This is a genomic window from Nonomuraea sp. NPDC050451 (genome assembly GCF_044458585.1).
Genome location: NZ_JBITHZ010000041.1, coordinates 52,883 through 65,004 on the forward strand (window position 1 = coordinate 52,883; position 12,122 = coordinate 65,004).

The 12,122-nt window shown below is 71.0% G+C and carries 13 protein-coding genes; 6 read left to right on the plus strand and 7 right to left on the minus strand.

Annotated elements, in window-relative coordinates; all coding sequences use genetic code 11:
* Positions 1-37 precede the first annotated feature (37 nt).
* Together ACIBI9_RS57050 and ACIBI9_RS57055 are read left to right on the plus strand one after the other, a co-directional pair.
* Positions 38-454 carry a hypothetical protein gene (locus tag ACIBI9_RS57050; protein WP_397235805.1) on the plus strand — a complete coding sequence of 139 codons (417 nt, stop codon included), beginning with the start codon at positions 38-40 and terminating at the stop codon, positions 452-454.
* 381 nt (positions 455-835) lie between these two features.
* A complete protein-coding gene (locus ACIBI9_RS57055) occupies positions 836-1,081 on the plus strand; it encodes a hypothetical protein (protein ID WP_397235806.1) in 246 nt (81 codons plus the stop codon).
* Positions 1,082-1,132: 51 nt separating this feature from the next.
* On the opposite strand, the gene ACIBI9_RS57060 is transcribed toward ACIBI9_RS57055, so the two are convergent.
* From ACIBI9_RS57060 to ACIBI9_RS57080, 5 genes are all read right to left on the minus strand, one after another.
* A complete protein-coding gene (locus tag ACIBI9_RS57060; protein ID WP_397235807.1) occupies positions 1,133-1,567 on the minus strand; it encodes a VOC family protein in 435 nt (144 codons plus the stop codon).
* 53 nt (positions 1,568-1,620) lie between these two features.
* On the minus strand, positions 1,621-2,814 hold the full coding sequence (locus ACIBI9_RS57065) for a cytochrome P450 (protein WP_397235808.1): 1,194 nt from the start codon (positions 2,812-2,814) through the stop codon (positions 1,621-1,623).
* Positions 2,815-2,964: 150 nt separating this feature from the next.
* Positions 2,965-3,399: a hypothetical protein gene (locus ACIBI9_RS57070; RefSeq protein ID WP_397235809.1), complete on the minus strand. Its 435-nt coding sequence runs from the start codon at positions 3,397-3,399 to the stop codon at positions 2,965-2,967.
* 163 nt (positions 3,400-3,562) lie between these two features.
* On the minus strand, positions 3,563-5,713 hold the full coding sequence (helR, locus tag ACIBI9_RS57075; RefSeq protein ID WP_397235810.1) for an RNA polymerase recycling motor ATPase HelR: 2,151 nt from the start codon (positions 5,711-5,713) through the stop codon (positions 3,563-3,565).
* Between the two features lie 72 nt (positions 5,714-5,785).
* Positions 5,786-7,021: a glycosyltransferase gene (locus tag ACIBI9_RS57080; protein WP_397235811.1), complete on the minus strand. Its 1,236-nt coding sequence runs from the start codon at positions 7,019-7,021 to the stop codon at positions 5,786-5,788.
* A 316-nt stretch (positions 7,022-7,337) separates the two neighbouring features.
* Here ACIBI9_RS57080 and ACIBI9_RS57085 point away from each other — a divergent pair, with 316 nt between their 5' ends.
* Positions 7,338-8,654, plus strand: coding sequence for an MFS transporter (locus ACIBI9_RS57085; protein WP_397235812.1), 1,317 nt, complete (start codon positions 7,338-7,340; stop codon positions 8,652-8,654).
* A gap of 13 nt (positions 8,655-8,667) precedes the next feature.
* On the opposite strand, the gene ACIBI9_RS57090 is transcribed toward ACIBI9_RS57085, so the two are convergent.
* Positions 8,668-9,402 carry an aminoglycoside 3'-phosphotransferase gene (locus tag ACIBI9_RS57090; protein ID WP_397235813.1) on the minus strand — a complete coding sequence of 245 codons (735 nt, stop codon included), beginning with the start codon at positions 9,400-9,402 and terminating at the stop codon, positions 8,668-8,670.
* 58 nt (positions 9,403-9,460) lie between these two features.
* Complete coding sequence (locus tag ACIBI9_RS57095; RefSeq protein WP_397235814.1) at positions 9,461-9,763, minus strand: hypothetical protein; 303 nt, start codon at positions 9,761-9,763, stop codon at positions 9,461-9,463.
* A gap of 80 nt (positions 9,764-9,843) precedes the next feature.
* Between ACIBI9_RS57095 and ACIBI9_RS57100 the strand changes: the two genes are divergently transcribed.
* From ACIBI9_RS57100 to ACIBI9_RS57110, 3 genes are all read left to right on the plus strand, one after another.
* Entirely contained in the window at positions 9,844-10,257 is a 414-nt protein-coding gene (locus ACIBI9_RS57100; protein WP_397235815.1) for a molybdopterin-binding protein, read from the plus strand.
* Positions 10,258-10,322: 65 nt separating this feature from the next.
* Complete coding sequence (locus ACIBI9_RS57105; protein ID WP_397235850.1) at positions 10,323-11,084, plus strand: ABC transporter permease; 762 nt, start codon at positions 10,323-10,325, stop codon at positions 11,082-11,084.
* Positions 11,081-12,112 (plus strand): ABC transporter ATP-binding protein, encoded by a 1,032-nt coding sequence (locus ACIBI9_RS57110; RefSeq protein WP_397235816.1) that lies wholly within the window; start codon positions 11,081-11,083, stop codon positions 12,110-12,112. Before ACIBI9_RS57105 ends, ACIBI9_RS57110 begins: the two co-directional genes overlap by 4 nt.
* Positions 12,113-12,122 lie beyond the last annotated feature (10 nt).

Below are 12,122 nucleotides of genomic sequence, written 5' to 3' on the forward strand. Positions count from 1 at the left end.
CGCCGCAACCCCCCGGTTCTCGCAAGAGAGGCACACCATGTACGACATCCCCCGCCGCGCCGTCCTGGCCGGCCTGCCCGTGACCGCGATGGTCGCCGCCCTGACCGCGACCCCCGCCCAGGCGGACGACAGCTATCGTCCGCGTCCCGGCATGCCCCGCGAGATCCGGATGACCTGGTTCGGCATCACCAACTGGCACTACCAGATCGGCGACGTCGGCTACCCCTCCCGCACCCCGAACCCCAGCCTGAGCGCGTCGGAGCGAGAGGCGCTGCGGGAGCGGGCGATGGTGGAGGCACGCGCCGTCGCTGGTCTGCACCACCCCGGGATCGTGCCGGTCCACGATGTGCTCGAAGAGGACGGCCGGCCGTGGATCGTGATGCACCTGGTGGAGGGGAGATCGCTGGACGAGGAGGTGGCGGCCTCCGGATCATTGGGGCCACCCGGGGACTGACTCAAGACGGCTCGTTGGTCGGCACCCTCGGGTACGTCGCACCAGAGCGGATGAGCGGCGCGAAGGCCGCACCCGCGTCGGACCTCTGGTCGCTCGGAGCGACGCTCTACTACGCGGTGGAGGGGCGGCTTGCAGGCACGGAAGCGGTTGCAGGTCGTGGCCTCTGGGCGCTCGGGACCTGCCGGTCCCTCGACCTTTGAGACCCACACCGTTCAACTCCCGGGACCGGATCCGAGCTCACCGACCAAGGTGGAGACCGGTTCCGTTCCAGTGCTGAGCAGGAGGCCACGGCTTCGCGGTTGGGCGGCGAGGCGGCCGGCGCTGCAGTCCGAGAGGTCGCCCGTCGACTCCACCGGCTGCCCGCTTCAGCTGGCGCCGAATGTGTGCAAGGGGCTGTCCGACAAGGACGATGAAGCGGCATCGGACTTCGCGATGACCTACCGAGTCCATGAGCGCGACGACGTCCTCAGGCGGTTGAGCGGCGCCGGCGACGAAGCATTTCTGGCGCACAAGAGAGGTGGGTTCCCGTTGAAGGTGGAGGTGAATGTCCGGATCTCCAACGGGACCGTCCGCGTAGCGTACGAATACGACTCGGACGACGACCTCACCAAATCCGAGGCCGGGTGAAACCCGGCGCTCGAACATCGTGCCGGCCGGCCCGCGGCCGATCGAAGATCTCTAGAGGCTGCGGAAGTCAGGAAGGGTGATCGAACCGTCCTCGGCGAGGGGGATCCCGGGGTTGTGTGCGATCTCCCAGGCGTGGCCGTCCGGATCGACGAAGGCACCGGAGTAGAACCCGATGGCGTTGACGGCCGCGGGCTTGGTGATGGTTCCACCAGCCCGCTCCACTGCCGCCAGCAGAGCATCGACCTCCGCATCGGACCGTACGTTGTGTGCCAGAGCGATCCCGCTGAAACCGCCCGCCGGCCCAGGCTCCAGACCGCAGTCCTTCGCAAGCTTGTCGCGGCCCCACAGGATCAGTCCCAGGCCGCCGGCCTGAAAGAAGACGGTCTCCTCGACTTCTTGCCCCCGCCAGCCGAGGGCCTCGTAAAAGCCCTTGGCGCGAGCGAGATCGGAGACCCCCAGCGTGATCAGAGTGATTCGCTGTTCCATGCAATCACGCTACTCCGGGCCGTCAAGGACGACCACTTCCTTGACCGCGCCTGCTACCAGGCCACCGGAAGCTTGTGTACGCCGTAGACCAGCATGTCGGACCGCATGGGCACCTCCTCGGCAGGCACCGCCAGGCGCAGCCCGGGCAGTCGGTCGAGCAGCGCGGGCAGGGCGATGCGCATTTCGTTGCGGGCGAGTTGCTGGCCGAGGCACTGGTGGATGCCGTGTCCGAACGTCAGATGGCCTGTCGCGTCCCGGGCGATGTCCATGATCCCGGGATCGGCGAACCGCAGCGGGTCTCGGTTGGCCGCGGGTAGGGAAACCGTCACCGTCTCACCTGCCTTGATCGTGTGACCGCCGAGATCCACGTCCTCCAGCGCCGTCCGGATCATGAAGTCGACCACTGTGAGATAGCGCAGCAGTTCTTCCACCGCGCCCGGCACCAGGGCGGGGTCGCGGCGCAGCGCGGAGAGCTGGTCGGGACTGCCGAGCAGGGTGAACGTGCCCAGGGCGAGCATGTTGGCCGTCGTCTCGTGTCCGGCCAGGAGCAGCAGCATGGCCACGCCGGACAGCTCCTCCTCGGTGAGCTCCCCGCCGGACGACAGGCCGCTGATCAGGTCGTCGCCCGGGCGGGCCCGCTTGTCGGCCACCAGAGCGCGCACGTAGGCGTTCAGCTCGTTCATCGCCTGCTGCTTCTGCTCAGTGCTGACATCCAACGCTACGATCGTCGCCGACTGCCGCTGGAAGCTCTCGCGGTCGGCGTACGGGACGCCGAGCAACTCACAGATCACCAGGGCGGGGATCGGCAACGCGAAGTCACGCACCAACTCGGCGGGTGGGCCGGTACGCAGCATCGCGTCGAGCGTGGAGGCCGTGATCTCGGCGATCCGCGGTTCCAGCAGTTTCATGCGGCGCACGGTGAACTGGCCGGTCAGCAGCTTGCGGTAGCGGGTGTGCTCGGGCGGGTCCAGGCGTACGAAGAACGCGGGCGGTCGGCGCATGGCCTGGTGCTGTCCGATCTGCGGCGTCGTCGGATGGTGGAGCTCGGGCCGCGTGCTGAAGCGGCCGTCGCCCATCACGGCACGGGCCGCCGCGTAGCCGGTCACCAGCCAGCCGAGGTGGCCGTCGGCGTACCGCATCCTGCGGACCGGGGCCTCCTCACGCCACTTCTCCAGCTCCTGCGGAGGATCGAGGGGACGCTGGCGCCGGGTAGGCATGGTGACCGGAGGGGGCGCGGCATCGCTCATGTCGAACTCCTCGTGGATCGCTTCTGGTCGCTGCCACTTGTCCCACCAACATCCATCACCGGAGGTGGCCCATCAATGACAACGGCCAGGGGAACGCCGCCGCTGCCTTGACCGCTCACCGCCGCGGCGAGCACCAGGTCGGGAAGCGCATCAATTCACTTCGATGAACTGATGGTCGGTGCGGATCCGGCCATCGCCGTCCAGGGCGAGGATGTCCAGGCCGCCGCCGACGGCCTGTCCCGTGTGGGTCGACACCATCGACCACCGGATGCTGAGCACGTTGGGCAGCAGGAGGGACGCCTCCTCGGCGCACTCGAAGACGTGTTCGCCCGACGCGACGAACATCTCGTAGGCACGGGTCACCCTGGCGTTCAAGGCGTCGTGACCCCGGACTTCCAGCGGCGGCACCGCAAACGCCAGCCGCGCGGCGGCCTCACGGATCTCCTGCGGCGGGTCGACCAGCACCTGGACCCCGTCAAGCGCCCACACCTCGCGGATGAGCGCGGCCCGCGCCGCCGGATCGGATTCGTTCCACTGGGCTACGTATCGGTCGGCCCATTGCTTGATGTCGAGTGGGTTGCTCATGCACAGCAGTGTGCGGATCTCCGTGCGACAGCGCGATTCCCTGCAGGGAATCGCGCTGCTCCCGACGCGCCGCCATGGGCTGATCGCCGACGGGCACCTGGAGACAGGAGACGGCCGCGCGGGACCGAGGGGCACAGGTGGAGCTGGGCGTCAGCGCCGTGGGTCAGGAGCTTGTGAGGATGACCAGTTGCCGGGTCGCTCGGGTCATCGCGACATAGCGGTCGACCGCTCCTTCGATGCCTTCGCCGAACGCCTCCGGGTCGATGAGGACGACCAGGTCGAACTCGAGCCCCTTCGACAGCTCAGGTGTCAGCGACCGGACGCGGGACGTCCCCTGGAAGGTGGGGTCGCCGATGACGCAGGCGATCCCCTCGGCATGCGCGGCGAGCCAGGTGTCGAGGATCGAGCTCAGGTCAGAAACGGACCCGTGTACGACGGGGACGTCGGTGCTGCGGATGGAGGTCGGCACGTTGGCATCCGGGAGCGCGGCCCGGATGACCGGCTCGGCCTCCGTCATGATCGCTTCCGGCGTCCGGTAGTTGATGCTCAGGGAGGCCAGGTTGATCCGGTCGAGCCCGACCCGCTCCAGCCGTTCCTGCCACGACTCCGTGAACCCGTGCCTGGCCTGGGCCCGGTCCCCGACGATGGTGAAGCTCCGGGACGGGCACCGGAGCAGCAGCATCTGCCACTCCGCGTCGGTCAGCTCCTGAGCCTCGTCCACGACGATGTGCGCGAACGGGCCGGCGAGCAGGTCCGGTTCGGTGCCGGGCGACGCGTTCTCGTCGACCAGGGCGTCCTGCAGGTCCCGTCCGAGCAGCATCGTCACCGCGCCTTCACCGTCGTCATCGGCCTCGAGCAGGTTGTCGACGACCCTGGCCATGCGCTCGCGTTCGGCGGCGACAGCGGCTTCACGCCGCCGCTTGCGCCGCGACGCCTCCGGGTCGCCGAGCCGCTGCCGTGCCGCGTCCAGGAGCGGCAGGTCGGACACCGTCCAGGCCTGGGCGTCCGCGCGCTGCAACCGCCGAACCTCGTCGGGGCTGAGCCAGGGAGCGCACATCCGCAGGTAGGCGGGTACCGACCACAGGTCTCCGACGAGGTCGGCCGCCTCGATCAGCGGCCACGCGCGGTTGAAGGTCGTCAGCAGCTCCCTGTTCCGCAGCAGCGACTTGCGGAGCAGGTCAGGGGAGACGTCCTCGTCGTCGTGCTTGTCCGCCAGGATCGTGAGGAGTTCCTCCCAGATCTGGTCGCGCGCCTCGTTGTGCGGGGTGCCGGGCTCCGCCGCTTCGAACGCCTCGGCCCAGTCCTCGGGGCTCAGCCAGATGTCGGACCAGTGGGTCGTGACCGTCATCCCCTTGGTGGGCGGGTTCTCGTAGAACCTGACGGCCGGCTCGATCGCCCTGACCAGGTTCGCGGACGACTTCAGGCGCGCCACGTCCGGGTCGGTCTCAACGGCCGCCGTGGCTCCCTCGGCGACGAGGTCCCGCAGGGTGCAGGTCTGCACGCCCTCCTCGCCGAGGCTGGGGAGTACGTCGGCGACGTAGGCCAGGTACGGCTGGTGCGGACCGACGAACAGCACGCCGCCCCGGCGGTGACCGAGGCGAGGGTCGGAGTAGACGAGATAGGCGGAGCGGTGCAGGGCGACGACGGTCTTGCCCGTACCCGGACCGCCGTCGACGACGAGAGCGCCGCTCGATCCCGCGCGGATGATGGCGTCCTGGTCGGCCTGGATGGTGCCGAGCACGTCCCGCATGCGCGGCGAGCGGCTGCTGCCCAGGCTGGCGATGAAGGCGGACTGGTCGTCGAGCGCGGCGTGCCCTTCGAACCCGTCCGCGGCGAACACCTCGTCCCAGTAGTCGCTGATCCGGCCGCGGGTCCAGCGGTACCTGCGGCGGCTCGCCAGCCCCATCGGGTTCCCGTGGGTGGCTCCGAAGAACGGCTCCGCCGCGGGGGAACGCCAGTCGAGCAGCAGCCGGCGGCCCTCGCTGTCGGTGAGGCCGAGCCGTCCGATGTACACGGGCTCGGGGCCGTCCGCGCTGACCATGTGTCCGAGGCACAGGTCCAGACCGAAGCGACGCAGCGCGCGCAGGCGAGTGGTCAGCCGGTGGATCTCCAGGTCCCGGTCCAGCGCCGCCCGGCCCTTTCCGCCGGGCGCCTTGCGCTCGGCGTCGAGGCGCTCGGACAGCTCGGCGATCGACTGTTCAAGGCTCTCCGCGATGGCCGCGAAGTGTCGCTCGTCGCGGGCGATCAGCGTCGGGTCGGCCTTGGGGGCGAGATGTTCGGGCAGGTCGAACGCGCTGGTGGTCAGGGGATTCAAGTCATCAGCTCCGATTTGAGGTGGCTTGCGAAGGTCGGCGTCTGGACCGGCATGACGAGGTCCCGGCTGGATTCACACGGACACGGACGGCCTTTCCCGGCTGACCGCGTCGAGCAGCAGCTTCGCGGCCACCGCCGCCCCGTCGGTGCGGATCGTGCCGGCCACGGCGGCCGCTCGTACCCGGGTCTCGGGGGCCAGAGCCGTCCTGAGCGCAGCCGGCAGGGACTCGGCGGTCGGAGCCGGACCGTCGTGTGCCGCGCCGATGCCCAGCTCGGCAACCCGCCCCGCCCAGTACGGCTGGTCCGCCGCCTGGGGCACCACCACCTGGGGCGCGCCGGCCCGCGCGGCCGTCGTCGTCGTGCCGGCGCCGCCGTGGTGCACGACGGCGGCCACCCGGGGGAACAGCGCCTGCTGGTTGACCTCGCCGACGACGAAGCAGTCGTCCAGGTCGTCGATCAGAGCCAGGTCGGCCCAGCCGCGCCTGACGAGCGTACGGCGGCCCTGCGCCCGGACCGCCTCGATGGCCACCCGGGCGACGTCCTTCGAAGCGTGCATGGGCATGCTGCCGAAGCCCACGTACACCGGTGGTGCGCCGGCGTCCAGGAACGCCGCCAGGTCGGCCGGGAGCGGGCGTTCGTCCGGCAGGATCCACGCGCCGGTCTGCACGACGTCGAGGTCCGGCGTCTCCTGCCACGGGTCCAGGGTCGGGTCCGTCGCCAGCCACGGCTGGTCGCCGATGACGTAGTCGCGGACGTCGTCCACCGGTGGCAGGCCGATCGACGCCCGGTTGGTGTTGAGCGCCGCACCGAACAGCGCGTTGATGCTCTGGGCGTCCAGGTCCCACAGCACCCGGTTGTCGGTCACCTCCGGCGGGAACGGCCGGCCCGGATACGCCAGCGGCCGGCGGCGCGGCGACGGCAGGGTGAACTGCTGGAAGGTCACGGACACGGAGCGGATGCCCAGTTTCTCGGCCACCGACCGCGCGCCGGCGGCGGCCGGCAGCATGCCGGTCGCCACCAGCACGTCACATCCCTCGGCCGCCGCGGTGACCGCCTCGAACTGGCCGGCGATCAACTCGGCCGCGCGCTGAGGCAGCGATGACGGCGCCGGCGCCGCGGCCGTCAGCGCGCGCGCCGACTGCCCGACCGGCACCAGCGGCACGCCGACACCGGCCAACCGCTGCGCGAACTCCTCGTCCGGCGGCGCGCACATCCGCACCTCCGCGCCGAGTTCCCGCAACCTCACCGCGAGTGCCGCCATCGGCTCGACGTCCCCGCGCGACCCGTACGTCGACAACAACACACGCATTTCGCGTCCCCCATTTCCGCAGGTTCTGGCCTCGGCGGACGATTCTGCGGCATGACCCGGGTCTTGTGGCAAGCCCCCCGGTGCGCTATACGTTGAGAGTGGAAAGGAGTGGATACTCCCCTTTCCCTTCTCGGTCCGCTGTGGACGGACCACCTTCTCATGAGGCTGCGGCCGACCTCCGTTCGGCTCGTACGCGGCCTGACCGCCGGTCAGGAACGCGGTGACGTGCCACGGTACGGCACAGGAACGTGCCCTTCTTCTCCGCCGGCTTTTCCATGCTCTTGTACCCCCAGTCTGCAGCGGAGGAGAACCGTCCATGTCCGAGACCGCCGTCCCGTCCGGGACGTCCGCGGGCGCTGCGCGCAGCACGCGCGGCGTCTCGCGCGTCGCCGCCGCCAGCCTCATCGGCACCACCATCGAGTACTACGACTTCGCCGTCTACGGCACCGCCGCCGCCCTGGTCCTGGGCCCCGCCTTCTTCCCGGTCGGCACCCCGGCGGCGCAGACCCTGGCCGCGTTCCTCACCTTCGCCGGTGCGTTCCTGGCCAGGCCCGTGGGCGTGGTGCTGTTCGGCACCCTCGGCGACCGGCTGGGCCGTAAGCCCGCGCTGGTCGTCTCGCTGCTGCTGATGGGCGCGGCCACGGTCGGCGTGGGCCTGCTGCCGACCTATGCCGACGCCGGGCTGCTCGCTCCGGTGCTGCTGGTGACGCTTCGCCTGCTCCAGGGCGTGAGCATGGGCGGCGAATGGGGCGGCGCGGTGCTGCTCGCCGCCGAGCACGCTCCTCCCCGGCGGCGGGCGATGTACGCCTCCATCCCCCAGGCCGGACCGCCGCTGGGCTTCCTGCTGTCCAGCGCGGCGATCCTGCCCACCCTGGCCATCGCCGGACGTGACGGCTTCGCCGCCGGGGCGTGGCGGATCCCGTTCCTGCTCAGCGCCGTGCTCATCGTCATCGGCATCTGGGTGCGCAGCCAGGTGGAGGAGTCGCCGGTCTTCGCCACCACGCCGCGCCAGGCCACGTCCCGCTTCCCGCTCGGCACGCTGCTCAAGGAGCATCCCGGCCGGTTGGCCCTCGGCATCGGCGCGGCGGTCGGCGGCTCGTCCGTTTACTACCTGACCACCGTGTACAGCCTGCAGTACGGCCCCGCCGTACTCGGCATCCCGCAGAGCACGGTGCTCGCCGCCGCCAGCATCGCCGCGACCGCCGGCGCCCTGGCCACCGTGCCCGCGGCCCGCCTGGCCGACCGGGTGGGCCGGCGCCCGGTGATGCTGGCCGGTCTCATCGGCTGCGTCCTGTGGGCGCTGCCCATGTTCGGCTCGCTGCAGACGGGGAACGGCGTGCTGATCACCGGTGCGTTCGCCCTCGGGCTGCTGCTGTTCACGCTGAGCTTCGCGCCGATCGCGGCGTTCCTGCCGGAGCTGTTCCCCGCCCGGCTGCGCTACACCGGCGCCTCGACCACCTTCATCCTGGCCAACACCCTGGGCGGCGGCTTCGCGCCGGTCGTCGCCACCTGGCTGAACACGCAGTGGGCCTCGCCCCTGGTGCTCGGCGTCTACACGGGCACGCTCTGCCTGGTGAGCCTCGTCTGTGTGCTCCTTCTGCCGGAAACCCGCGAGCAGGAGTTCTCGTCCTGACGCTGTCCCCGCGTCAGAACAGCTCGTCCAGCAGCCGGTAGTAGGACAACCGTTCTTCCTCGATGCGGTCGACGAGGCCGTAGGCGGAGACGAACCCCTCCCATGCCGCCGGGCCGTAATCCTCGGACAGGTCTCTGTGAACGATGGCGAGGTCGCGGTACCGGTCGGCCACGCCCAGTGCCGGAACGTCGATGACGACGGGCTCCCCCGAGGCGGGCAGCAGCACGTTGGAAGGTGTGTAGTCCCCGTGTGCGACGACGAGGTCCTCGACGCGCGGGCGGGTGGCCAGCAACCGTTCGTGGACCGTCTCAGGGGTCAGTCCGAGATGGTCGGCATCGAAGTCGTCCGGGTCGACAAGGCCGTCACGGACGTTGGCGGCGGCGCGTTCGAGCACCGCCGGCAGCCGGCCGTCGAAGGGGCAATCGGCAATGGGCAGCTCGTGCAGCGTGCGCAGCGTCCGGCCCAACACGGCGCCCATGTCGGCGGGCGCGGCGGCCTCCAGGGACGGAGCCCCCACGTCGGCGAGAACGAGAACAGGGTCGTGGAAGGCGACCACCTCAGGAACGGGGACGCGCCCTTGAAGCCAGCGCAGTCGCAGGTGCTCGGCCCTGGCGAGGGGGCCGTGCTTGACGTAGAAGACCTGCGACCCCGACATGACCCTCAGGGCGGTGCCACTGGCTCCTTCATGATCAGACGACCAGGAAGCGTCCTGCTCGATCAGCCGGCGAAGTTGATCAGGAAGCTGCATGGATCACATTCTCATCCAATGTGATCCATCGCAGCGGCACCGGATGCCGTCTCGGGTCTCAAGTGGATGAGCGCTGGATGACTCGTGGATCGGCCGAGATGCCGGTGGGGCGGGTGGGCTGGCCTGCGAGGGTGGCGACGGCGGTTTCGTCGTTGAAGGCGCACACGCCGGTCACCGCCTGCTCGCGCCAGCCGGTGACGGCCTGGGCGGCACTGGGGATCTCCAGGTGTACGGTCAGCGTCACGGGAGGTTCGAGTCCTGCTTCCGCGCATGCCTCGGTGGCGCCCTGCAGGCGTTCGGCGGCCATCGGCCGGAAGGCGGGATGGCCGGCCCGGTTGCGCTGGCTGCGCCGGCTGCTCACCCTCTGAGTGCTCCGGTCTCGTGGATGCCATGGCTGAGCGGTATTCGGGCTGGAAAGTGCGAAGGGTATGGTGAGAGCCTATGACGACGTTCCGGATCAGCGAGGCCGCGGCGCTGCTCGGGGTCAGCGCCGACACCGTCCGCCGGTGGGTGGACGCGGGCCGGCTCGCGGCCGAGCGGGACGAGCACGGTCATCGGCAGGTGAACGGCGCCGACCTGGCCGCCTTCGCCCGTGCTCAGGTCGAGGAGAGCGAGAGCGGCAGCCGTTCCTCGGCGCGTAACCGCTTTCGCGGGATCGTGACCGAGGTGATCCGGGACGCGGTGATGGCGCAGGTGGAGATCGCCGCCGGGCCGTTCCGGGTGGTGTCGCTGATGAGCCGCCAGGCCGCCGACGAGCTCGGCCTGGAGGCGGGGGTGGTGGCGGTCGCCGTGATCAAGTCCACCAACGTCGTCGTCGAGATCCCCGGTCACGAGCGCGTGACCAGCAGCCTGTGACCCCGCCCGGCACGACGGTGAAGTTCGAACGCCCGGCCCGTCAGGCTTCCGGACGGCTGCCGTGGATGCTGGTGCTGCCGGCGCTGGCCGGGCTGGCGTTCCTGGTGCTCCCGCTGGCCGGGCTGCTGATCCGCGCGCCCTGGGGCACGCTGCTGGAGCGGCTGGCCGAGCCGCAGGTGCTGGAGGCGTTGCGGCTGTCGCTGGTGTGCGCGACCATCGCGACGGCGTTGTGCCTGGTGTTCGGGGTGCCGCTGGCGTGGCTGCTGGCGAGGGTGGACTTCCCGGGGCGGCGGGTGGTGCGGGCGCTGGTGACCGTTCCGTTGGTGCTGCCGCCGGTGGTGGGCGGTGTGGCGCTGCTGCTGGTGCTGGGGCGGCGCGGGCTGGTAGGGCAGTGGCTGGAGTCGTCGCTGGGGATCACGTTGCCGTTCACCACGGCGGGGGTGGTCGTCGCGGAGGCGTTCGTGGCGATGCCGTTCCTGGTGATCAGCGTGGAGGGGGCGCTGCGGGGCGCCGACCGGCGCTTCGAGGAGGCCGCCGCCACGCTGGGGGCCTCGCGCTGGACGGTCTTCCGCCGGGTCACGCTGCCGCTGATCGCGCCGGGCGTGGTGGCCGGGGCGGTGTTGTGCTGGGCGCGGGCGCTGGGGGAGTTCGGCGCCACGATCACGTTCGCGGGCAACTTCCCGGGCACCACCCGTACGATGCCGCTGGCCGTCTACCTGGCCTTGGAGACGGAGCCGGAGGCGGCGATCGTGCTCAGCCTCGTCCTGCTCGCCGTCTCGGTGATCATCCTGGCCAGCCTGCGCGATCGGTGGGTGAGCAGCCCATGACGTTGCAGGCCCATCTGGTGGTCAGCAGGCCCGCCTTCACCCTCGACATCGCGTTCGAGGTGGCCGCGGGCGAGGTCGTGGCGCTGCTCGGCCCCAACGGCGCGGGCAAGACGACCGCGCTGCGCGCCCTGGCCGGGCTCACCGCGCTGTCCGGCGGCGAGATCGTCCTGGACGGCCGTGGCCTGCACCCCCTGGCCGCCGAGGAGCGCCCGATCGGCATGGTCTTCCAGGACTATCTGCTCTTCCCGCACCTGTCCGCCCTGGACAACGTGGCCTTCGGACCGCGCTGCCAGGGCGTCCCCAAGGCCGAGGCCCGCCGCATCGCCGCCGACCTGCTGGAGCGGGTCGGCCTGGCCGGTCGGGCCGCCGCCAAGCCGCGCCAGCTGTCCGGCGGGCAGGCCCAGCGGGTGGCGCTGGCCCGGGCGCTGGCCGTACGGCCGAGCCTGCTGCTGCTGGACGAGCCGCTGGCCGCCCTCGACGCCCACACCCGGCTGGAGATCCGCTCGCACCTGCGCCGTCACCTGGCCGACTTCGACGGCGCCACCGTGCTGGTCACCCACGACCCGCTGGATGCCATGGTGCTGGCCGACCGGCTGATCGTCATCGAGAACGGCGCCGTCGTCCAGCAGGGCAGGCCAGCCGAGGTGGCCCGCCACCCGCGTACCGACTACGTCGCCCGCCTGGTCGGGCTCAACCTGTATCGGGGCGTGGCCGACGGGGCGCGGGTCAAGGTCGGCGAGCTGGTGTTCAGCACGACCGAGCATCTCGCGGGGCCCGTGTTCGTGGCCTTCGCCCCCGCCGCCGTGGCCCTCTACCGGACCCGCCCGGACGGGAGCCCGCGCAACCTGTGGCAGGCGCGCATCGAGGGCATCGAACGGCACGGCGACAACGTACGCGTCCACCTCGACGGGCCGATCATCGCCTTCGCCGACATCACCCCCGCCGCCCTCGCCGACCTCGACCTGACCCCGGGCCAGCAGATCTGGGCCTCGGTCAAGGCCGGCGAGACCCACGCCTACCCGGCATGAACGCCGGTCG

Bases quoted from the DNA above. Each gene is read 5' to 3' on its own strand.
- ACIBI9_RS57050 (WP_397235805.1), top strand. From the start codon at position 38: ATGTACGACATCCCCCGCCGCGCCGTCCTGGCCGGCCTGCCCGTGACC.
- ACIBI9_RS57060 (WP_397235807.1), bottom strand. From the start codon at position 1,567: ATGGAACAGCGAATCACTCTGATCACGCTGGGGGTCTCCGATCTCGCT.
- ACIBI9_RS57065 (WP_397235808.1), bottom strand. From the start codon at position 2,814: ATGAGCGATGCCGCGCCCCCTCCGGTCACCATGCCTACCCGGCGCCAG.
- ACIBI9_RS57070 (WP_397235809.1), bottom strand. From the start codon at position 3,399: ATGAGCAACCCACTCGACATCAAGCAATGGGCCGACCGATACGTAGCC.
- ACIBI9_RS57080 (WP_397235811.1), bottom strand. From the start codon at position 7,021: ATGCGTGTGTTGTTGTCGACGTACGGGTCGCGCGGGGACGTCGAGCCG.
- ACIBI9_RS57085 (WP_397235812.1), top strand. From the start codon at position 7,338: ATGTCCGAGACCGCCGTCCCGTCCGGGACGTCCGCGGGCGCTGCGCGC.
- ACIBI9_RS57090 (WP_397235813.1), bottom strand. From the start codon at position 9,402: ATGCAGCTTCCTGATCAACTTCGCCGGCTGATCGAGCAGGACGCTTCC.
- ACIBI9_RS57100 (WP_397235815.1), top strand. From the start codon at position 9,844: ATGACGACGTTCCGGATCAGCGAGGCCGCGGCGCTGCTCGGGGTCAGC.
- ACIBI9_RS57105 (WP_397235850.1), top strand. From the start codon at position 10,323: ATGCTGGTGCTGCCGGCGCTGGCCGGGCTGGCGTTCCTGGTGCTCCCG.
- ACIBI9_RS57110 (WP_397235816.1), top strand. From the start codon at position 11,081: ATGACGTTGCAGGCCCATCTGGTGGTCAGCAGGCCCGCCTTCACCCTC.